The organism is Sphingobacterium sp. JUb56 (assembly GCF_014191365.1).
In the GTDB taxonomy this organism is placed as follows: domain Bacteria; phylum Bacteroidota; class Bacteroidia; order Sphingobacteriales; family Sphingobacteriaceae; genus Sphingobacterium; species Sphingobacterium anhuiense.
This window is the reverse complement of record NZ_JACHWL010000004.1, coordinates 82,051-104,024: the sequence shown is the minus strand read 5'-3', so window position 1 is coordinate 104,024 and position 21,974 is coordinate 82,051. Positions and strand designations below refer to the sequence as shown.

The 21,974-nt window shown below is 36.0% G+C and carries 22 protein-coding genes and 1 tRNA gene; 11 read left to right on the top strand and 12 right to left on the bottom strand.

Annotation, left to right across the window (positions count from 1 at the left end):
• Nucleotides 1-16 precede the first annotated feature (16 nt).
• From FHR29_RS25790 to FHR29_RS25755, 8 genes are all read right to left on the bottom strand, one after another.
• Nucleotides 17-397, bottom strand: a complete 381-nt coding sequence (locus FHR29_RS25790; RefSeq protein WP_156169509.1) for a hypothetical protein — start codon at nucleotides 395-397, stop codon at nucleotides 17-19.
• 456 nt (nucleotides 398-853) lie between these two features.
• Nucleotides 854-2,122 carry an adenosylmethionine--8-amino-7-oxononanoate transaminase gene (gene bioA / locus FHR29_RS25785; RefSeq protein ID WP_183918248.1) on the bottom strand — a complete coding sequence of 423 codons (1,269 nt, stop codon included), beginning with the start codon at nucleotides 2,120-2,122 and terminating at the stop codon, nucleotides 854-856.
• Nucleotides 2,107-3,099, bottom strand: a complete 993-nt coding sequence (bioB, locus tag FHR29_RS25780; protein ID WP_183918246.1) for a biotin synthase BioB — start codon at nucleotides 3,097-3,099, stop codon at nucleotides 2,107-2,109. Before bioB ends, bioA begins: the two co-directional genes overlap by 16 nt.
• Before the next feature lie 16 nt (nucleotides 3,100-3,115).
• A complete protein-coding gene (gene bioD, locus FHR29_RS25775; protein ID WP_183918244.1) occupies nucleotides 3,116-3,727 on the bottom strand; it encodes a dethiobiotin synthase in 612 nt (203 codons plus the stop codon).
• Between the two features lie 66 nt (nucleotides 3,728-3,793).
• Entirely contained in the window at nucleotides 3,794-4,900 is a 1,107-nt protein-coding gene (locus FHR29_RS25770; protein ID WP_183918242.1) for a pyridoxal phosphate-dependent aminotransferase family protein, read from the bottom strand.
• 9 nt (nucleotides 4,901-4,909) lie between these two features.
• A complete protein-coding gene (locus FHR29_RS25765; RefSeq protein ID WP_183918240.1) occupies nucleotides 4,910-5,518 on the bottom strand; it encodes a hypothetical protein in 609 nt (202 codons plus the stop codon).
• 153 nt (nucleotides 5,519-5,671) lie between these two features.
• The gene (locus tag FHR29_RS25760) at nucleotides 5,672-6,766 is read right to left on the bottom strand and encodes a hypothetical protein (RefSeq protein WP_183918238.1); all 1,095 of its coding nucleotides are present in this window, start codon (nucleotides 6,764-6,766) and stop codon (nucleotides 5,672-5,674) included.
• A gap of 12 nt (nucleotides 6,767-6,778) precedes the next feature.
• Nucleotides 6,779-7,591 carry an RNA polymerase sigma factor gene (locus FHR29_RS25755; protein WP_183918236.1) on the bottom strand — a complete coding sequence of 271 codons (813 nt, stop codon included), beginning with the start codon at nucleotides 7,589-7,591 and terminating at the stop codon, nucleotides 6,779-6,781.
• A gap of 1,440 nt (nucleotides 7,592-9,031) precedes the next feature.
• Between FHR29_RS25755 and FHR29_RS25750 the strand changes: the two genes are divergently transcribed.
• The 10 genes from FHR29_RS25750 to FHR29_RS25705 all read left to right on the top strand — a co-directional run bounded on the left by FHR29_RS25750 (nucleotide 9,032) and on the right by FHR29_RS25705 (nucleotide 17,637).
• Nucleotides 9,032-9,181, top strand: coding sequence for a hypothetical protein (locus FHR29_RS25750; RefSeq protein ID WP_183918234.1), 150 nt, complete (start codon nucleotides 9,032-9,034; stop codon nucleotides 9,179-9,181).
• A 191-nt stretch (nucleotides 9,182-9,372) separates the two neighbouring features.
• Entirely contained in the window at nucleotides 9,373-9,855 is a 483-nt protein-coding gene (locus tag FHR29_RS25745) for a helix-turn-helix domain-containing protein (protein ID WP_165902487.1), read from the top strand.
• A gap of 225 nt (nucleotides 9,856-10,080) precedes the next feature.
• Nucleotides 10,081-10,153 (top strand) — tRNA-Lys (locus FHR29_RS25740).
• 316 nt (nucleotides 10,154-10,469) lie between these two features.
• Nucleotides 10,470-12,062: a DNA/RNA non-specific endonuclease gene (locus tag FHR29_RS25735; protein WP_183918232.1), complete on the top strand. Its 1,593-nt coding sequence runs from the start codon at nucleotides 10,470-10,472 to the stop codon at nucleotides 12,060-12,062.
• Nucleotides 12,063-12,285: 223 nt separating this feature from the next.
• Nucleotides 12,286-12,762 carry a hypothetical protein gene (locus FHR29_RS25730; protein WP_132771783.1) on the top strand — a complete coding sequence of 159 codons (477 nt, stop codon included), beginning with the start codon at nucleotides 12,286-12,288 and terminating at the stop codon, nucleotides 12,760-12,762.
• A gap of 5 nt (nucleotides 12,763-12,767) precedes the next feature.
• Nucleotides 12,768-13,229: a hypothetical protein gene (locus FHR29_RS25725; protein WP_132771784.1), complete on the top strand. Its 462-nt coding sequence runs from the start codon at nucleotides 12,768-12,770 to the stop codon at nucleotides 13,227-13,229.
• An 80-nt stretch (nucleotides 13,230-13,309) separates the two neighbouring features.
• Nucleotides 13,310-14,353, top strand: coding sequence for an aminotransferase class I/II-fold pyridoxal phosphate-dependent enzyme (locus FHR29_RS25720; protein WP_183918230.1), 1,044 nt, complete (start codon nucleotides 13,310-13,312; stop codon nucleotides 14,351-14,353).
• A 277-nt stretch (nucleotides 14,354-14,630) separates the two neighbouring features.
• A complete protein-coding gene (locus FHR29_RS25715) occupies nucleotides 14,631-14,915 on the top strand; it encodes an HU family DNA-binding protein (RefSeq protein ID WP_021189241.1) in 285 nt (94 codons plus the stop codon).
• 19 nt (nucleotides 14,916-14,934) lie between these two features.
• Entirely contained in the window at nucleotides 14,935-15,765 is an 831-nt protein-coding gene (locus FHR29_RS25710) for a tetratricopeptide repeat protein (RefSeq protein ID WP_021189240.1), read from the top strand.
• Nucleotides 15,766-16,083: 318 nt separating this feature from the next.
• Nucleotides 16,084-17,637, top strand: coding sequence for an Rne/Rng family ribonuclease (locus tag FHR29_RS25705; protein WP_021189239.1), 1,554 nt, complete (start codon nucleotides 16,084-16,086; stop codon nucleotides 17,635-17,637).
• A gap of 67 nt (nucleotides 17,638-17,704) precedes the next feature.
• Here FHR29_RS25705 and miaA read toward each other — a convergent pair whose 3' ends face one another.
• The 3 genes from miaA to FHR29_RS25690 are packed head-to-tail and all read right to left on the bottom strand — an operon-like array spanning nucleotide 17,705 to nucleotide 20,621.
• Entirely contained in the window at nucleotides 17,705-18,607 is a 903-nt protein-coding gene (miaA, locus tag FHR29_RS25700) for a tRNA (adenosine(37)-N6)-dimethylallyltransferase MiaA (protein WP_311732316.1), read from the bottom strand.
• Nucleotides 18,604-19,776 carry a Gfo/Idh/MocA family protein gene (locus FHR29_RS25695; protein ID WP_132771787.1) on the bottom strand — a complete coding sequence of 391 codons (1,173 nt, stop codon included), beginning with the start codon at nucleotides 19,774-19,776 and terminating at the stop codon, nucleotides 18,604-18,606. The genes miaA and FHR29_RS25695 overlap by 4 nt, the downstream gene beginning before the upstream one ends.
• A 56-nt stretch (nucleotides 19,777-19,832) precedes the next feature.
• Nucleotides 19,833-20,621, bottom strand: coding sequence for a hypothetical protein (locus FHR29_RS25690; RefSeq protein ID WP_132771788.1), 789 nt, complete (start codon nucleotides 20,619-20,621; stop codon nucleotides 19,833-19,835).
• A gap of 93 nt (nucleotides 20,622-20,714) precedes the next feature.
• Between FHR29_RS25690 and def the strand changes: the two genes are divergently transcribed.
• Entirely contained in the window at nucleotides 20,715-21,296 is a 582-nt protein-coding gene (gene def / locus FHR29_RS25685; RefSeq protein ID WP_132771789.1) for a peptide deformylase, read from the top strand.
• A 34-nt stretch (nucleotides 21,297-21,330) separates the two neighbouring features.
• On the opposite strand, the gene FHR29_RS25680 is transcribed toward def, so the two are convergent.
• Entirely contained in the window at nucleotides 21,331-21,942 is a 612-nt protein-coding gene (locus tag FHR29_RS25680) for a trimeric intracellular cation channel family protein (protein ID WP_132771790.1), read from the bottom strand.
• Between the last annotated feature and the right edge of the window lie 32 nt (nucleotides 21,943-21,974).

Below are 21,974 nucleotides of genomic sequence, written 5' to 3'. Positions count from 1 at the left end.
TAAAAAAAATAGGAATCTATTTTTTCTGTGCGAGCAATGCTTTAAGAACCGCGATCGTTTCATTTTTTGCTTCGATCGTTTCTTTGAGCGCTAGAATGGTTTCTTGCTGTCCAGAGTTGTCAGGAATTGTCGCTGAGGTTAATTGTGAAGTTTCGTTAGCCGATAAATATAGCTGATTACTTGCTCCGATCAGGTAGTCTGTATTGATGTAATTGTATGATATTTTCATATCATGAATATGCTGAATACTCACTTTTTTTCGTTCGGTTTTTAAATCATTGATTCCAACTTTCGATTCATTGATTAATTTACCTAGTTCTACGTATGTTTTTAATTCGCCTTTTTTCTTTAGATCCTCAAACAAGAGAAAGAAACGTTCGTTGTATGTAATGGACATGCTGTTTGGGTTGTTTTATGCTTTTGTTAGGGGATAGATGATATACTCATACTATCGCCTTTTTATATGCGTGCAAACATACATTTTTAAGTTTATAATAGTATGAAATATTATAACTTATTTTTGAAAATTAGGATTCATCAATAAATTAGCTGACAAAAGCATCGGTTATTCATACCATAGTTAGCAGTGCATCGCATGGAACTATTTCTTGTGCAGACTAAGAATGAATTGATACGATCTGTGTATTATCGGTATATGATCAAAATAGATAGAGCTATTAGAAGGTCTTTATATGCCATATTCATAAGATTTACTTGACGATACTATTCCAATATTAATTGGCTTTTACTAGAGACAGAAGGACAAATTGGGATTATATTTGTATAAGAAGGTGAAAATTTTCACCTTCTTATTTATCAAAATTTGGACATATTGGGAAATAAGTGACCCAATTTATAAAGATAAAGCATCGGTAATGACTTCATAAATATAATCAAGATCCGCGTCGCTAATGCAGTAAGGAGGAACAAGGTAAATAATATTGCCTAATGGTCTTATTAATATACCTCGCTGTAAGAAATAGGGATATACAATTTCATTTATATTACTAAAATAAGATGTTTCTTCACGCTGTTTTAATTCGATTGCCATTATTGTTCCCGTTTGTCTAACATGCTTAATCTTAGGTTCATTTTTGATCTTAGTAAGAAAGATGCTGTGTTTCCTTGTGATGTTTGCAATACGGGCTAAAGTTTCTTTATTTAATAATAACTCCATGCTTGCCAGTGCCGCTGTACAAGCTAAAGGGCTGGCGGTAAAAGAATGGCCGTGAAATAAGGCCCGTTGTTTTTCATCCGAATAGAAAGCTTCATAGATCGTATTGGAGCAAGTTGTTATGCCCAATGGCATAGTTCCACCTGTTAAACCTTTGGAAAAACACATTATATCTGGTGATTCAGACAGATAATCTGCCGCAAACAGTTTTCCTGTGCGGCCAAAACCGACAAAAATTTCATCTTGAATCATTAAGATACCCTTAGAACGGCAATACTTCATTAATGTACTCAAGTATTCTGGTTCATGCATCAACATTCCTGCTGCCCCCTGTACCAGCGGTTCGTAGATGAAACAAGCGACCTCTGTCGCGTGTTTATCAATTTCCTGACGTAGGAATTCAATATTTTTATTTGTGGGAACGTCTATAAAAATAACATCAAAAAGCAGATGTCCGAATGGCTCTGTCCATACCCCTCTGGCACTCACTGACATCGCTCCAAAAGTATCACCATGGTAAGCATTGCGGAAGGCTAGAATTTTTGATTTCTTTTGACCTTTGTTTGCATGGTACTGTATGCACATCTTTAAGGCAACCTCGACAGCAGTAGATCCATTATCGGTATAGAATACTTTTTGTTGATTATTAGGAAGTAGTTTTAGTAAGTTTTCAGCTAATTGAATAGCTGGTTCATGTGTAAATCCTGCAAATATAACCTGCTCCAGCGTATTTAACTGTTTAGAAACACGGGCTGCAATATAGGGGTGGGCATGCCCATGTAAAGTTACCCACCAGGACGATACAGCATCAATATATCGGTTACCTAGATCATCATATAGATATGTCCCTTCGCCCCGAATGATAGGGATGATGTCCGATGCACCCTTCATTTGAGTGTAAGGATGCCAGTTAACGTTCTTGTCCCGTTCTTTTAATGTGCTGTGCATGCTTCGTCCTTAATGTGTTTGACCATCGGTTTCAATCCCAGTGTCTGGAACATTTTCATGTCCTCAGATACTCCTGGATTTGGAGTCACCAGTAATGTCTCTCGCTCACCTGTAAAAATGGAATTGGCACCCGCCATAAAACACCAGGCTTGTTCTGTTTCATTCATCTCTATACGGCCGGCACTTAACCTAACCATTGATTTTGGCATCACTATACGGGCTGTGGCGATCATTCTGACCATATCCCAGATATCAACTTTGGCATTGTTTTCCAATGGGGTTCCCTTAACACGTGCGAGTGCATTGACCGGTACAGATTCAGGATGCTTGGGCATAGTCGCCAATGTTAAAAGCATCGCTATCCGGTCTATGTGTGACTCACCTAGACCTATGATACCCCCTGAACAAACGGTTATTCCAGCCTTACGCACATGGTTGATGGTATTGATGCGGTTATCAAACGTGCGGGTAGAGATGATCTCATCATAATACTGTTCAGAGGTATCTAGGTTATGATTATAGGCATGTAGGCCTGCCTCCTGAAGCCGAATAGCCTGCTGCTCCGTTAACATTCCCAGTGTACAGCAGACCTCAAGACCTAGATCATTTACGCCTTTTACCATGTCTATAATACGGTCAAAATCACGATTGTCACGAACTTCTCTCCAAGCGGCCGCCATACAAAATCGGGTAGAACCATTATTTTTTGCCTTTTGAGCATGCTCGATCACGGTTTGTGTGGGTAAGAGGGCCTGTACTTTTATATCGGTGTGATAGCGTGCGGCCTGGCCACAGTAGGAACAATCTTCTGGACATCCGCCTGTCTTTACAGATAGTAAGGTGCATACCTGTACTTCCGCGGCATTATGATATTCGCGGTGAACCGAAGCGGCGTGATAAATGAGCTCCATAAGAGGTTGGTCATAGATCTGTTGAATTTCTTCCTTGGTCCAGTTATTTCGGATTGTAGTTTTCATCTGTTATTAAATTGCTTTAAGAGTTAAATGGATCGGTTATTTTTCGTACAGCTTCTGCCGTTACTGTTTCTAGCTGCGGGATATGAATAATTTGTGTATGTTCAGGTATTTGGAGGGAGATCACCCTTTCGGTATCGGTATCGATACCACCATTAAATATCAAGTATTTTAAATCTATATTTCTTTGCTTTATGGCATTTATTGATAGTAAACTATGATTAATGCACCCTAAATAATCTTTGATAACCAGCGCGACTGGAATTGTTAAGGCTTGTATTAAATCAATGATATAACAGGTGTCACTGAGTGGGACAAATAAGCCACCAGCACCTTCTATAACAAGATTATTTGTCGTCTCAGGAATTTTAAAATCTTCGAGCGATATCGATGTGTTTTCTAATAAAGCGGACTTATGTGGAGATGCAGCAAGTTGTAACTTATATCGTTCGGGATGGATACGGACATCACCTTGAAGGAGATCATATATGCGCATGCTGTCTGTGGCATGTAAATCTCCAGATTGGACAGGTTTCCAATAATCCGCTTTTAGATGTTGAGTTAATATAGCGGAACAGACAGTTTTGCCAATTTCTGTTCCAATTCCCGTTACAAAAATCTGTTCTTTCATATTGTTTTTTATTTTAATTCTATCTGGTTTGGGACTCAAAACGAGTATTTTGATATTTTTCTTTCTCTATAAGTCAAGACTTGATTTTATGCTTTGTGTTAGCAAGAGAATATCGTTTTTCTGATTAAATGTGTGTAGGCAAATACGTAAACGTTCTGTTCCTAATTTTACTGTTGGTGAAAAAACAGCATAGGTTTGTAACCCTTTTTCAGACAGGGAGTTCTTTAAGTTCAACAACTGTTTGTTGTCAGGAACTATAAGCGATTGTATCGGACTATCTGTGCCTGATATTGTGGGTACCTGCTGTGTTCGGAATAGGCGAATGTTGTGCCTTAAATTTGAAGCTAAGGCAGGGTGATTGTCAAGAAATTCATATCCTCTACGAATCTGTCTCCAGATAAGATCTGGAAGGGCTGTACTGTATATAAAGGGAGATCCAAAATTGATGAGGTAAGTTTTGATAAGTTTACTGCAGAGTAGTGCTGCCCCATGTGATCCCATAGCCTTACCATAAGTGATCAAAGTTGCAAATACGCTATTTTGTAAACCCAATTGATGGACAAGGCCATAGCCAAATACACCAAATGCATGTGCTTCATCGACGATGAGAGATGCTCCATATTTATCGGTCAATTTGGCGATTTCTGTTAAAGGGGCAAAATCTCCTTCCATAGAATATAGGCTTTCAACGGCCACAAAACACAGTCCCCTGGCTCTTTTTAACTTGGCTTCTAGATCTTCAAGATTATTATGTCTAAATTTCCATTTTATAGCTTTAGACATAACACAGCCGTCGTGTACAGAACGGTGTATATACTCATCTACAATAATGGTGTCTTGCCGTTGCGGTAGACAAGAGAATAAAGTGAGGTTGGCTACATATCCCGATGCGAATAGTAAAGCTGATTCGGTACGATGCTTTTGTGCAAGAATGAATTCTGTTTCATGCACCTCTGCCGAGTGACCGCTAATGAGTCTTGAACCAGTGCTGCCCGCAAGTATTTTGGGGTCTGACTGTATGGTTTCTAGCATCATCTTATGAAAAACTTTATTCCTGGCCATGCCCAAATAGTCATTGCTCAGGAAATCGGTCTCACCGGCATTTATGCTGAGCTTTCGAAGTGATGCGGACTCTTTTCTTTGCAATAGCAGTTTATCCCATGTACTGTACATAGCCGGACATTAGTTTAATTGACTTGCTATTGCGCTGATCCATTCCGTATGTAAGGCCCGCTCTATAGCCTGTATATTTTTGGCATACTGCTCCCATTGAGGAGAAAACTGTGCCAGTTGATCAATCATTTCCTCCAGATGCCCTTCCTCTTCAAGAATTATAGATTTGACCATAACCTTGCTTTTCATTGTATCAAGCGTATGCTGGTATATGGGATATAGCTCGTCGGCACGGACCTCAATGGCGTAAGTAACAAATAGGTAAGCGGCATGCTTAAGAGCTGCGCCGCTTAGATTAAAAGTTTCTTTGAGGTAGCGACAAGATTTAATATCCAATTGATGCAGGTATTGTTTTGTGTATACTGGAGCGATTAAATATTTATCCTCATAGGTCGAGCAGATGGCTGTTCCAAGTTTACCGATCTGTTTTTTTAGATAATAAGCATGCCTATGCTCTTCTGCCGCATGTTTGAGCTGTATGATACTAACTTCTGTAGGATGTTCACATTGCGATATTTTTCTAGCGCCAGCGTTTTCCATAAAAGAAAGTGTATTCAACCATCTGGCATGCAGTTCATCTTGCTGCACTATACAACGAAGCACATTTTGAATATCCATAGCTTTAAATTTTGAAACAAAGGTATTGTCCCGCATGAAGCTCATCGTGTACCAGTTTTCATATTTTGCCTAGTCCGGTAGCATTTTCACAGTAAGTTTTTACATTTCTAGATTGTACTTTTCTTTCTTTTTTAATGTACTGTAGGCTGTAAACTATTCTATAATAACATTAATACCGGCCATTTTAGCTTTATATTTGATCTTTTCAATAAGGCCGTAATAGCTCCAGTTGCGGAGTAAGAATTCATCCTCCTTGGCGATCTCCTCTTTGTTGGATTGATTGACTAGAAGAAGTGTTCCTGCCTGAGATTTGATACAGATATCAATGAGTCTTCTGCTATAGAGATGTAGTCTACTATCAACATAATTCTTTTCTTTCTGATTATAATGATCTAGACTTTTGAGTTTTCTTTTACGGCCATTGCCACCTCTATTATAAGTTATGGCTCTTTGTAGTCTATGTCTTGCCGCTTGAATAGCAATACGACGGTATAAAAACTCTTCTTTTGTCCCGATTTGGTAGCAATCATTATCTATACTCACTGAAATAGGATGTTCAATAGATAGCGATGCCTCTGCAATAAGATGCTCCTGCAGAACATGGTCTTTTTGGGGCATTTCTAATGATAATAGAAGAAATATTTTTCCTTTTATAACCTTGATAGCGCTAGAACAAGCCTTAATCTGCCCGACCAGTACCCTTTGTAAGAGTATGCGTTTATCAGACCTATCTTTACCAAGATAAGTTCGAAAAGGAAGTTTAAATAAAGAAATTTTAAAATCTCGCCCTTGTTCATCATTACTTAATTTCATAGATTTTGAAGAAAAAGGAATAGGAATATCTTTTTTGTAAGTTCTTAACGAGCGCTCTCCCTTCCAGTAAGCTTTACGATCCGATTGAAAATTTTTGTATAATGTTGTATTGAGCGTAGATAGGATATCGGTTGGTATTTCGCCTTTAAAATAAGCTGAAAGAAGCCGATAGGTGGTATTCATTCTTGATGTATTCAATATTCCTTCTTCATCGGTATTACGGTCTACTAATTTTACTTTCACTTCAGTAGTTAGATAAATGAGATCTTTTAAGCTATCCTGCAGAAATTGATGGGAGAGTACAATATTGGATGCTCTAAATATTATATTTTGCCAATCGAATAGCCTATCGTAATACGTAGCTCTTTTCTTTTTATCATCACAATCGATATAAATCTGTATTTTCCGGGTTAAAATAATTGTGTTGTTTTCCATAACAAAGGGGTTTTAAGCAGTTTTCTTGCGGGGTTTTATTTTACTGTGTGCCTCGATAAATATTTTTTTGACAGCTGTAGTGTTTAAATGCAATTGTTTTGATATTTGTTCAAAAGAGAATTGCAATTCATAGCGCATGCGGAAAATTTCTACCTGTTCGTCTGTAAGTTCTACTTGTGCAATAATCTTTTTATTTGAGATTGCCTTATTTATTTTTTCATAACTATTTAAAATTGAACGAAGAACTGCAATCGTCTTTTCTACTTTTAGACTCACTTCATAGTCCGATATTCCGCCTAAGTAATAGGCAATACGCTCATAATTGAAGCTGTACTGAAGACTGAGTCTGATGAATAGTTGGTGTTCGAGGTTTAAAAATGGCAGTACTTTGTTAAGTTTATCTAATTGATGCTGCTTTTCATTGTCTAATTTATCAAGATAAACTAAGTCTTCATGAGCGTCATCTTCTTCTTCATATCCAGCAAGAAATTCCTGATAATTTTCTATAGAATCTAATTGGAGGAGGCTACGGTGAAAGCGGCTCCGGGGGTTGCTATAAAAAATATGAATAGCCTTTTTAATTTGCATTTTTAGGAAATGCAAAAGATCTTCTTCAGAATGAATATTTTCCCGAGATAGCCATAACCTTAAGAAAGCTTCATGAGTAATACTAGTTGCAATACAGGTGTCCCGTGTCGCACGGTTAGAGCGGAGGTAGAAATACGGATAAAACTTCTCATAGAAATAATTTAATCCTGCTTCAATCCCTTTGTTGAGTTGGATAAGTTGTTTTTTAGTATTTTTTTGACTGTAAAGTTTGTTCATATTTCGTTTTATTTAGTGGGTAAACTTTTGAAACAACTTCGTGCAGTTTCTTTTCTGGCGATTTTAACCATGAAGCTGCCTCAGTTGAAAGATTTATGAATAGAACTTATTGGTATTGACGGTAATCTTGTTTTAGTCGTTTTGCGATTTTCTTAAAAGAATTTGTGAAGACCTTATCATGTTGAAAGCGTTCGTGAAAAGATGTTTTAACTCAAAATTCAATATTGTATAAACGCTCCAAGAAGATATTAATGAATAAACTGGTTCAAATTTAGTGTAATGGCAGACCTTCAATTGTATATCCCTAGCAACGTGTCGCTTTATATTCGTTGAATAATTTAATTCTTGGTAGGTATTTAGTGAGCGACAAGTGTCCTCACCCTACGGCTGTACAAGCAGCCTCGATAAATATTTTAATAGCTGATTTGTATATATAACCTGCTTATAAGCTGATATTCTTACCTCATAATTATAAATAGTGCATGATTGTATATACGTAGTAATTTATTCATTTTGTTAGTCCAGCTTATTGTTTATACATAACCAATAGTCTTGTGTTCAGGAGCTAATGATTGAGTTAACCTTAATATATGGGTAGAGAAAAGATGTTAATCATTATAAAAAGCGGATGAGTAACCCGTAAAGATTGTTAACCCATTATTGTTCTAGCAAGTTACAGTTGATACAGATTGTAAAGCTTGAAAAAAATAAATTGGAAAGTATTTAGTGAGTAGCTTAAACCCTCACCCTACGGCTTTACAAGAAGCCTCATTGTGTCTTTAATATCTATTTTATTATGGAAGTGATTTCGCAGTGCTTCTATAGGGCTGTTTTTATAAAGGTTATTTACAGCTATAGATTTTACGTCTCCTTATCTTAGTAAGAACCTAATTGTGTACTACTTTTATTTTTTCTCTTTAAAATACTTCGTGTGCAATAAAAAGAGCAGCTTTCTCCATATTGTAATCCAACTGTAGTAAGAGCTTTTGCATGTAATTTTATAGTCCTTTGCTGTATGTACAATTCAGTTTACAAAGTTGACGAACAAAGGTTATTGCAAGTTGTTTGTATACCATGTACTTAATGAGCAGCATTTGCTCTCATCTTGCGGTTTCACAAGGAACCTCTTCTCTCGGGCTACTAAAGGAGTGTATGTCGTGAGCGTAATGTTTACCAAGGTAGATGATGGGTACGTAAACTTATGATATCTGTCTAAATCTATTATTAAATTATAATGTGCCCTTTAAAAGCAATAATAAGAAAAATTGATTTATAATCTTAATGAACCCGTAGGATAAATAAACATAAACATAGTTGTGTATCACTTAAAAATTAGGGACAACAAACAAGACCAAATATGAGAAGATCCCTAACCATGTATTAACCAAGTATGACTTTGGAAAACAGAAATTGGCAACATATTATTAATATCTTTTTTTAATGAAGAAAAAATACGAAGTTGTTTTCAGTGTATTTGGCGAGTGGAACTATCCCTTGCCTTACGGCTTCACAAGAAGCCTCTTTTTTATCAATACCAATAAGTCAAAGAACAAAAACGGTGAATATATCGCTGTGCTGATATCACCTTAGAACACTTAATTTTTGAGAATCCTAGGTTTTGATGAATATTTCATATCGATCATAATTGGTTACATATACCATAGGACGAAAGGTAATTTCTCCCTTATATACACAAAAGTAATATTATAAAAGGAATTACGCAAATTAAATCAGCTTTTTATTTGTATTTATTTTGCGCAAATATTTACTCTATTTGTTACGTGTCAAGAATAAATGAAGATATTATCCTGAATATTGGTCAAAAATTTCGAGAGCGTAGAGATGAATTAGATTTTACGCAAAGGGACGTTGCACATATGACTGACCTTACCATTAATACCATTGCTGCGGTAGAAAAGGGAAAAGGTACGACTATGTATAACTTCTTGCTAATTTGTCGCGCACTGAATATCCAGCCCAGAACATTGTTTGAGAAGAACATGGATCTGACGCCACTATATAAAATTGAACCTGAATCTAAACGACGTATAGAAACAACACAAAAGTTGGATCATTTAGTTTATCACTCGGATTTTTTTAATACACCCAAACGTGTGGCGGAGGTATTGGCAGAATTGAATTTGGATAAAAACGATAGCAATAAATTTTCCGTTTATTTAACGGGATATTGTAAAGAGCATGTGTTAGAATATAGAAAAGAAGGAAATTTTAAGCTATATAAGAAAAAGACGAATAAAATATAGAAAACACACAAAGCTGATACTTCCTGTGTAATTTGGCTGATTGAGGCTCGCGATTAAAAACAGCAGTTTGAGTTCATGTCTATATTTGTTATCGAATTCATATACTTCATTTATGGATTTTCAATTTGATAATGAATGTCTTAAAAAGATTATATTAATATATCTTGTTTTTTCATTTTTATGTTTGATATAAAAAAAATCTAAGTTACATTTGAGTATAGACTTGACTTTGTAGCTAAGCTGGTAGAGCAATTGACTCTTAATCAATGGGTCGAGGGTTCGAGCCCCTCCGAGGTCACCTCCTGTAAAAAAGCCATTTTTCTATATGAAAAGTGGCTTTTTTATTCTTCGCGACTTTTGATACTTGAGATTGATTCGTTTTTTTTTATCCTCAAATGATTTGTTTTACATTTTTTGCAATTCATAAACTTGGGCATTTGTGATTGAATCAATCATCCTGTTAAAATCGTTTTTTCGGCTAAATTAAGACCTCTAGTAATCAATTAACTACAAAATTTTGGTGGTTTCATCGATTAAAAGTCATTACTAAACGTTCATTAATCTAAATTTATTAGCCATTTTCGCCCTAAAATTAATACTTACTATATTTTAGGATGATTAAAAAAACCAGAACTACAAAGACCAAATTTTTAAAGAAGGTAGTTTATTTTATTATAACATTTTTGGTTGTATACGCATGTCGTAAAAACCAGATCAGAATAGATCAGAACGCTGTACACTTTACAGCAACGATCGTTGAAGAGAATCAAAATAGAGCAATAGGTACTACATGGCAAAAAGGAGATGAGATCGGTATATTTATGATCGAGTCAGGAATGCCATTATCGACTAGTTCCATTGTCAACGGTACTAATAATCATATGTTTTTTATAAACGGATCACTATTTCAAACTACAGAAGAACTTTTCTTACCTGAAAAATCGGTAGATTTTATTGCCTATTATCCTTTTAAAATAATTAGCGATTATCAATACATACTTGATATAACGGATCAGTCTAATCAGGCGAAAATAGATCTCATGTACGCAAAAAATGCGAAGGCAATCAATAAAGGGAACAATAATATTCCACTTATATTTGAACGTCAATTATCAAAAATATCCATTAAATTAACGGTAGCCAATATAGATGAACGTGGGTATGAAGAGATGAAAGTCGTAATGCCGAAACTAAACACGCTTGGCTCCTTTGATCTGGTAACAGGCAAGTTAGCAGTTAACAAGGACAGCCAGAAAGATATTGAGGGAAAAGTCATAAACAACCATGATGGGACTGCTTTTGTCGAATTCTTCCTTTTTCCAGGAGAAAATATTACTGGAAAAACCATACAGTTTTTAACTTCAGACAACACGAAGTTTACTTGGAAGCTACCAAAAGTAAATAAACTGAAAAGAGCGAATCAGTATTCTTTTGATGTAAAAATTGATAACGGTATTTCTGATGGAGGCATTGTCGCAACGCAACCTTACTTAGAAATTCCAGAAATAACGAAGTTGAAAAAGGACGAGGTTTTTATTCAGCACTTTTTACCTGATGATCCGAAACGCCGTAATTATACCATGCTGTACGATAAGGTGAAAAAAATGGCCTATTGGGTTGCCTACCCCTTGCACAGTAGTTATCTCGGTAATGCCAAACGTACCGATGACTGGCAATACGACCCGGCTATAGCAATGGAGTTTCAGCCCACTTTATTTAAAGGTTTTGGTACTTCAGGTTACGATAGAGGGCATCAGTTGCCTAGTGCGGACAGAAATTTTAATAATGCTCAGAATAAGACTACGTTTTACTTTTCAAATATGACCGCACAGGTATCTAAACTGAATCAGGGTGTATGGGCAAACCTAGAAAATAAAGTGCGTACATGGACGGCACAATGTGATACGCTATATGTGGTAACAGGAGCGATGCCAAATACAAAATCTAACACAGCGATTGAATATATCATCGATAATAAAAACATAGAAATCGCCAGGCCCAAGTATTATTTTAAAGCGCTAGCAATGAAAAAGGGAAAGAATTATTATACCATTGCCTATAAGATGGACAATGAAACACCAAGTTCTAACAAATTTGAAAAGTATCAAATGACAGTAAGCGAATTAGAGAAAGTGACAGGATTTAATTTGTTCCCGGATTTAAATGCAACGCAAAAACAAAATATTGATGCAAACATTTGGAGATAAATCTTACCATTCATTGCATTGTAAAACACACACAAGACCTTGAACAGCACCATATATATTGGTGAGTTGTTTGTTAGAAGATTGCTTTTAAAAGAAATATCAGGGGGATCTAGGCAAAATTAAGCTCAGATTCCCATTCTTTTTTAATGATAAAACCAAACGATTTTAGACATTAATTGTTTTGGAGGTACTGATTAATGGTTATACTTTGTATTTTAGCTAGATGAATATAAAAGGATTTGCTTTCATTCTTATTGGGGTATTGTCCTGTCTAAGTGTGGCAGCGCAAAAGAACCCATTACCGGCACATAACAATTGGATATTTGGACCTTCTATTGGTTATCAATATCAAAGCGGAAGTTTTTTGAAAGCATCTGCCTGGGGGTTATTTGCACCAAATGAGTCGCAGTATATGAAAATTGATGCTGGCGCAAATTTCACTTGGATGGGCGGTAAAACAACTGTAATTCCCGAGTTGGGATTTACTTATTATGTCAATGATTTTGTTCTATTACCTTTTGTCAAAGCCGAATTGACCCCGTATACGGTAACGCCAAAAGTTGGTCTCAGTCTTTTCTCTCTCATTGATCTGGGAGTAGGTTATGGGTTTGATATTAATACCAAGAAAGATTTTAAACAAATTAAAGGAGTGAATTTATCCTTAGGAGTCAATATTCCTTTAAACTTTCATTTATATTAGACTCTATGAGAAGAAATATTGTTGTTAAATTGATCTGTCTTGTGCTATTTAGCTTCAGTATGCAGGTAAAAGCTCAGGAGATCTTATATGGTCCTACAATTAGTTATCAATATCAAAAAGGAAGTGCTGTAAAAACAGGAGGGTATTTTGCATTTGCTTTTCTCGGTGAAAATATTTTAAAAACAGATGTTACCGCTAATTTTACATGGACACAGAAAAAGTTTGCGGTAATTCCTGAGCTGGCGCTGTCTTTCTATCCTGAATCCTGGGTAGTTGCTCCTTTTGTACGGACAGAATTCACTCCATATACCTTTACACCAAAAGTAGGTGTTACAATGGCCACTCTTTTGGACTTGGATTTTGGATATGGATTTTCAATCGCCGACAAGCAGGATTATCGTCCACTGAAGGGTTTTACGGTTTCGCTCAGATTTAATATCCCGCTCAACTACAAACTCAATATGTAGTGTTTTTTGTTATTTGAGATAACAACCTATTATTTATAACAGAGTCTATTTCCCGGTAATTTTAAAGTGTAATATTGATAATGAAAGATTTTACCCATTTGCATCAGCCAACAGGTCGGGTGATCAGTGATGAAGAAAGGACGTATCTCTTTTTTGGCGGAACTTCCTATCTGGGCTTATTGGTTAATGAGGCTTATATCGATGTATATAAACAAGGAATTTCTATTTATGGACTGAATAACGGAACCTCCCGTAATAATAATATTCAGCTTGGTATTTTTGATATTGCCGAGGAGGCTGCAGCTTTACGATTTGGCTTTGAAGATGCGATGCTAGTTTCAAGTGGTTATTTGGCTGCACAATTGGTTGTGAGGGTACTTGCTTTACAAGGAACACTTCTATATGCTCCCAATAGTCATCCAGCATTGTGGTTTGATGTCAATCCAGGAGTGAGTGGTCTTATGGCTTCTTGGCTAGAGGATGCGGTAAAGCATATCAATGCCTCTAAAGAAGAGTCTTTCGTAATTGTGAGTAATGCACTGGATAATTTAACACCCCAGCACTACGATTTTAGTCCATTACTAAAAATAGATCCCAATAAAAGGATCGTGCTTTTAGTGGATGACTCGCACGGAATCGGGGTGGTTCGCAAAAATAAAGTTTCTACGGAATTGTCTATGTTTGATAATACAGGAATTGATGTCGTAGTGGTTGCATCTTTGGCAAAAGGTATGGGAACAGATGCGGGTATCATCTTGTCATCCAATAAGTGGATTCAAAGGTTTCGTAAATCATCTTTTTTTACAGGAGCCTCCCCTGCTTCTCCCGCTTTCATGTACGCTTTTACAAATTCACAGGAAATATATTCGGATGAATTCAATAAACTCCAACAGAATGTCAAGCTATTTAGTGACTTAATCGGCAATAGCCTAAGTCATATTCCTAATTTTCCTGTTTTCAGCTCAACGAACCCTGAACTTTATCAAAAATTAGTAAAAGAGGGATTTTTGATTTCAAGTTTTCCTTATCCATTGGAAACAGATCCACCATTAAACAGAATTGTGCTGAGCAGTCTACATAATGCCGATGATTTAAAAAAAATAGCACAGGTAATTTGTGATTAAAATTTAAGTCATAGGCTTATCATTTGTTTCACGTGAAATGATAAAAATAAAATTAAAGGTTTGATTTTCAGTAATAAAGTGTATTTTTGTGCTTCTTTGAAAAATGAGTTTAGCGATGCAATATGGCTAAGCTGTTGTAAATGATCTCTTTTGGAATAATTTTAAAATAAAAAAAATGTTTAAATTATTTCCAAACGTCATTTTAAAGAGATACTTTTGCAACCCCAAAGTATATTTGGTTAAAGGTTGAGAAATAAATAATTACAGTAAAATTGATATGACTAAAGCAGAAATTATTGCAGAAATCTCTAACAAAACAGGCTTAGAGAAGGTAGATGTTCAAGAGACCGTTGAGGCATTCTTCAAAGTGGTTAAAAACGCAATGGTGGGTGGAGAAAATGTATACGTAAGAGGTTTTGGTAGCTTTGTTGTTAAAAAAAGAGCTGAAAAAACTGCTAGAAACATTTCTAAAAACACAGCGATCATCATCCCTGAACATTTCGTTCCTAGTTTCAAACCGGCAAAAGTATTTGTTGAGAAAGTAAAAAACGGCAATAAATAATCTTAAAAACAGATTAAAAATGGCAAAAACCAAACAGATTATAGTAGTAGGCGTGGTTGCAGCATTAGTTGCGGTACTATTGGCACAACCTATCAAAGGTTTGGTGAACGAGAAAGAAGAATCTGCTCAAACGGAGCAATCTTCTTCCGAAATTAATTTGGAAAACATATCGTTAATGACAAAACAAGGATTAGATGCAAATTTAATCAAAGATATTTCCGATATTGAGACCCAAATTGCAAAGGCATCTGGAGAAGAAAAGATTTCTTTACTTCAAAAGTTGGCTGTAAAGTGGGATGATTTGGCGAAGCCAGCTCCGCAAGGATTCATTTATGAAGAAATGGCTAAAATTTCTCCAAAATATGAGTACTGGTTGAAAGCGGGTAACTCTTATCGTACTGCTTACACAAATTTACAAGACTCTACTTTAGCTCAGGCTTTAACACAAAATGCAATTCGTTCTTACGAAGCTGCGTTGAAATTAAATACTGCTAGTTTAGAGGCGAAAACAGGATTAGGAGCTGCTATGGTTTCGGGTACTAATAACCCGATGGCAGGAATTGCTTTACTTCGTGAAGTGGTTCAAGCAGATCCAAAAAATGTAGAAGCAAACAAAACTTTGGGATTGTTTTCATTACAATCTCGCCAGTTTGATAAAGCGATTGATCGTTTCAAAACAGTTATTGAATTGAAACCAGATGCGGAATCTTACTTTTATTTAGCCACAGGCTATGAAAATATTGGGATGAAAAGTGAGGCGGTTGCTGCTTTTAAACAAAGTAAACAACTAGCTGCTGACCCTTCCCTTTCACAATTTATCGATCGCAAGATCGCTGAGTTGAGTAAGTAATTAATTTAGTTTATAATCATTTAAAAAAAATTAGCTATGCCAAGCGGAAAAAAAAGAAAAAGACACAAAATGGCTACTCACAAACGTAAAAAACGTTTAAGAAAAAATAGACACAAGAAAAAATAGTCTTTCTTGTATAAGACTCCAATAGGTTGTTGAGACATGAAAATAACGCAATAATCGCATTGAAGTTTGATGATCTACACGTAATTTATTACGTGTAGATTGTTTTTTTTTATAAAAAAACGTTCTTTAAGGTTTAATCAGATACAACAAAGTTAGCAGGGTATGCTAATTTGTATCGTAAATATGTAGCTGTTGGTAAAGGAATTAATTATCGATTCTACTCCTGAAAAAGGAGTTACTATTGCTTTGCTACAGGATAAGCAGCTTGTTGAACTAAATAGGGAAACGGTTAACAATAATTTTTCAGTTGGAGATATTTATCTTGGGCGAATCAAAAAAATTATGCCGGGATTAAATGCAGCATTTGTAGACGTAGGATACGAAAAAGATGCTTTTCTCCACTATTTGGACTTAGGTCCTCAGGTTCAATCTTTGCTAAAACTTACTCGAATAGTAAAGAATGGCAGTTATCAAGAGAAACTGCTAAATAGTTTAAAACTTGAAAAGGACATCGATAAGGCCGGTAAGATATCTGATATCTTAAGCAAAAACATGCTTTTACCAGTTCAAATCGCAAAAGAACCAATATCAACAAAAGGACCTCGATTGAGCTCCGATCTATCTATTGCAGGTAGATTTGTCGTACTGGTACCTTTTTCAAGCGCGGTTTCCATATCCAAACGAATCAAAGGAAGTAATGAGCGGACACGTCTCAAGAAGATTGTCGAAGGAATAAAACCTCCTAATTTTGGAGTTATTATCCGAACGGTGTCTGAAGGTAAAGGCGTAGACGAACTACAAAAGGATTTATTGGATCTAATCTCTAAGTGGGAAATATTTACCAAGCGACTTCGGACAGCAGAACCTCCTCAAAAAGTATTGGGTGAAATGGATAGAGCTTCTACCATCTTACGCGATTTATTAACAGATGAATTTACACATATTCATGTAAATGATCCTGTCATATATGAAGAGACAAAATCTTATGTCCAAGATATCTCTCCTGATCTAGAAAAAATTGTAAAACTTTATAAACATAAAGAACCAATTTTTGACCATTTTGGGGTTGAGAAACAAATCAAGGCTGCTTTTGGAAAAACTGTTACATTACAAGGTGGTGCTTATCTCGTAATCGAGCACACTGAAGCACTTCACGTCGTTGATGTTAATAGTGGTAATCGTTCTGCTAATAAAGAGAACCAAGAGGATAATGCGCTCCTGGTTAATATGGAAGCAGCAAAAGAAATTGCGCGTCAATTGCGCTTAAGAGATATGGGCGGGATCGTTGTTGTCGATTTTATCGATATGCATAAACCTACTCATCGCAAAGAGCTGTACAGCTTCTTGAAAGAATGTATGGCCACGGATCGTGCGAGACACACAATCTTGCCTCCAAGTAAATTTGGATTAGTGCAGATTACGCGTCAACGTGTTAGACCAGAAATGAATATCGTTACAAATGAGAAATGTCCCGCTTGTGATGGTACTGGTGAGATCCGGTCAAGTATTGTCCTGATGGATGATATTGAAAATAATTTAAGTTTTATTCTTCAAGAACAAAATGAAAAAGGAATATCACTATGTGTACATCCTTATATAGCCGCTTTTATTAAATCTGGCTTTATTTCAAAAAGAATAAAATGGTTTTTGAAGTTTCAAAAATGGATCAAAGTTGTTCCGGTTACTTCATATTATTTAACGGAATTCCATTTCTTTAATGCTAAAGACGAGGAAATCAAGTTATAATCGAAAGAAATTAAAAAGGGTTGATCCATCTGGTCAACCCTTTTTCTGTTTATAAACTCTGATACTTTTAATCCAACCAATTGATGACAATACCATCTTTTTCCATCTTACGGAAATAAGTCATCTGCCTTTTTGCATAGCGATGAATTTCTGTTTCCAATTTTTTATAGAACTCTTCGTAGTTTAATTCGCCTAATAGGTATTTAGATATATATTTATATTCCAGACCATAATATTGCAGTTCTGTATGACTAACACCAGATTCCAATAATGCCTGTACCTCTAAAATAAGTCCTGCCTCCATTCTTTGATCCAGTCTTTTGGAGATCTTTTTTCTTCTTGTGGATACATCAGGATTTAAGCCTATTACAAAGGAATCTAAACTTTCATTATTACGTATCATTTCTGGATTATTCTTAAGCCATTCTAAAATTTCTATCCCGCGAATAATTCTCTTTTTAGTGGATAAATCGATAAATAGATCATTGGGTTTGTTATACTTAGCTAATCTATCGATAAGTTCATCCTTTTCAAATTGATATAGAGCCTCTTTAAAACCAGGTTGGCTAGGAATTTTAACATATTTACTGCCTTGAATAACACTTTGAATGTAGAGCCCAGTTCCCCCGCAAAGTATGATACGTTTTTTTTGTAGCAATAGGGATTGATAGATTTGTTGGAAATCTTCTATAAATTGTCCTAGATGATATTTTTCTCCTGGATCACAGATGTTGATGAGATGATAAGGAACATCGCCGTATTCGGATAGATCTTTACCAGTACCTATATCCATTTGACGATAGACCTGGCGGGAATCTGCACTGATAATTTCGGCCCCGATTTCTTTTGCTATTTGGACTGCTAGAGCTGTTTTCCCAGAAGCTGTAGGGCCTAAAATAACGATGACTTTCTCCCTTGGCAAAGATGAGATTGCCAAAGAAGAAAGTAATGTTTGTTGTTTAGTTATCACACAACAAATTTAGTCCATTTTTCAGAACCATTGTTGTTGTTGACAACATTTTCTATAAAAGCCATGCCGCGTACACCTTCGTGTACTTGAGGGAAATCCAACATTTCTGCCGTTGGTGTCTTACCTTCTAATTTCGCAGATACAGTTTGAGCAAAATTGCGGTAAATATTACCAAATGACTCTAATAGACCTTCTGGATGCCCAGATGGGATACGCGTATTGTGTGTTGCAAATGAACTTAACTGATTTGGAGCATTGTACGCATTTCCGGTACGGAATACTTGACGAGGTTCGCCTAACATTTTGATTGTTAAGTTATTCGGATCTTCGTTAGCCCATTCTAACCCGCCATTTTCACCATAAATACGAATGCGTAAAGCATTCTCTTCTCCGGCTGCTACTTGTGAAGCCCAAAGCATTCCTTTTGCTCCTTCTTCAAAACGCAATAAAACAGAACCGTCATCATCTAGATGTCTTCCCTCAACGAAAGTCGTTAAGTCTGCACATAATTCTGTAATTTTTAATCCTGTGATATATTCTGCTAGGTGAGCTGCGTGTACGCCGATATCGCCCATCGCTAAAGATTTTCCAGATTTAGTAGGATCAGCACGCCACGCCGCACCGGCATTTCCTTCACGCTCAGTCAATTTACTCAACCATCCCTGAGGATATTCGACAACAACTTTACGGATTTTACCAAAGTGACCAGCTTTAACCATTGCTTTCGCTTGTTTTACCATCGGATAACCGGAGTAAGTATGTGTTAAGCAAAGTGTTTTATTCGTGCTTTTTATTATTTCTTCTAAAGATTTTGCTTCTTCTAATGTTAAGGTCATCGGTTTTTCAATGACAACATTGAAACCATTTTCCAAAGCCATTTTTGCAGGAGGATAATGCATGAAATTGGGCGTAACAATCGTTAAGAAATCCATGCGCTCTCCTTCGGGAAGCTGGCTTTCTTTTAAAATCATTTCCTCATAATTTGCATAGCAACGATTTTCTGGAATGAATAGATCTTCAGCAGACTGTTTGTTGATTTCAGGATTGATGCTGAATGAACCACATACAAGTTCGATTTTACCATCCATATTTGCCGCGATACGGTGTACAGCTCCGATGAAAGCATCGTTGCCCCCTCCGACCATACCCATTCGTAGTTTTCTCTTCATGTGATATATTTTATTATTTACTGTTTAGATTAATCGACAAGATACAAAAAATGATTTTATTTTATAGATAGAATCAGTTTAAGACTGCCCAAGTTTTCTTTTAAGTAGCCATCAGGAAATTCTTTTTGTAGGTTCTTATATTGATCTTCATCTCTAATGAGCACTCTTGATATTCCATTTACCCAAAATTTAAGGGGTTCGAGTTCTGATTTTTTGACAAAACCAATTTTTTCTAATGAAGAATCTTGATTCCAATCCTTATCCGTATAGGTCATAATATCCTGGGGGTTGAAATCGTTGATAAATGCTTTAAGCAATTTGCTGATTCCCCCTACTACATTATAACCAAGTTTATTGCAAAATCTAATTAGTTCAAATGATCGATAGTTTTCAATATTTAATTCAGGCATTTTTCTTCCTCCGCTAAATACGGCAAGAGAAACTAGTTCACCCTCTAAAAATAGACCATACCGATATTTTCCTGGCATTGCCCCCTGCAAGTGGTTTTCTTCCAAGAATGCGATTGTATTTTTTTTATCGACACGAGCTACAACGGTATTTCTAGCGTAAGCTTTTTTCTGATGTAAGGCGATTGCCAGTATTCTTTTTAGAATGATAGCATATTTGCTAAATAATATATCTTCATCAATATGTACGATTTTTTGATTTTCTTCTGAAACCCGCTTCGTGATATTAGATCCGTAAAGGTGAATTTTAAAAGGAAGCTCCTCCCCCGTTATTACTGTAAATACGGGGGATTTTTCGGAGACTAAAATCTCTGAATTGAAGCTCTTTCGTAATGCATTACAAAAGCGTTCTACTATTTGATGGTATGAATCTGTCATTTTCGAATAACAAAAATATGATTTATTAGAAACAAACTGTGGTTTTCGATTGAATTTTAATACGTATCTTTGTCCTTCAAAAAAAAATAAAGTATGAAACTTCCAATTGTGGCTTACGGAGACCCAGTTTTGCGTAAGGTAGCAGATGAAATAGATGAGGATTATCCAAACTTGAAACAACTTATTGCAGATATGTTTGAAACGATGTATGCAGCAAGTGGTGTTGGGTTAGCAGCCCCCCAAGTTGGTTTGCCAATTCGTCTTTTTGTAATCGACGCAACTCCTTTTGCTGAAGATATTGAAGAAGAAAAAGAAGTGTTGACAGCTTTCAAGAAAGTTTTCATTAATCCGATCATGGTTGAAGAGTCTGGTGAGAAATGGGCCTTTAATGAAGGATGCTTAAGTATTCCTGATATTAATGAGGATGTTTTGAGGAACCCGAATATTAAGATTAATTATCTGGATGAAAACTTTGAGGAGCACGAAATTGATTTATCCGGTTTAGCAGCGCGTGTTGTACAACATGAATATGATCATATCGAAGGGAAATTGTTTACTGATAAATTGTCTACACTGAAAAAAACAATGTTGAAAGGAAAACTGGATACAATTTCTAAAGGGATGATCCGTGTTGGATATAAAATGAAATTTCCATTTCAAAAGAAAAAGCGTTAGTTATAATTAACGCTTTTCTAATTATTTCTCCACCTTATCCACCCACTATCGGAAGGGAGAATTTATATTTTACGGCTAAGATCCGAACTGTAAAGATCAACAATGCACTTAAAAAAGCATTTATGCCCTCGGAAAGTCCAAAATAAGGTAAGGTTACGTAAAGTATAGCTCCTGATAAACAAGCTGTTGCGTAAATTTCTTTTCTGAAAATTAGTGGCGTTTCATTCATAAGGGTGTCCCGGATGACCCCTCCCATTACAGCCGAAAACATGCCTAGAATTACAGCCGCAATTGTAGAGCTTTCATAGGTAATGGATTTCTGTAAGCCAACAATAGTAAAGAAAGCGATCCCCATGGCATCAAAAAGTGTTAAAGTTCGGGAGAATCTATCTAATTTGTCGTTAAGGACTGCTGATAGAAAAACCCCGATTAGTATAGCAATTAAATAATTCCCATCGTCAACCCAAATGGGACGAAGGTTTAGAAAAACATCCCGGAGTGAACCGCCCCCTATTGCTGTAACAAATCCTGTAAAAGTTGCACCGAAAATATCAATTTTTCTCCGATTAGCTGCCATGGCTCCTGAAATGGCAAAAAGCATTGTGCCCATTAAATCAGTATAGTATATATAATCAGGTCCTGTCATTTATGCTTATTCTATTGGTTTGGCGCTTAGTT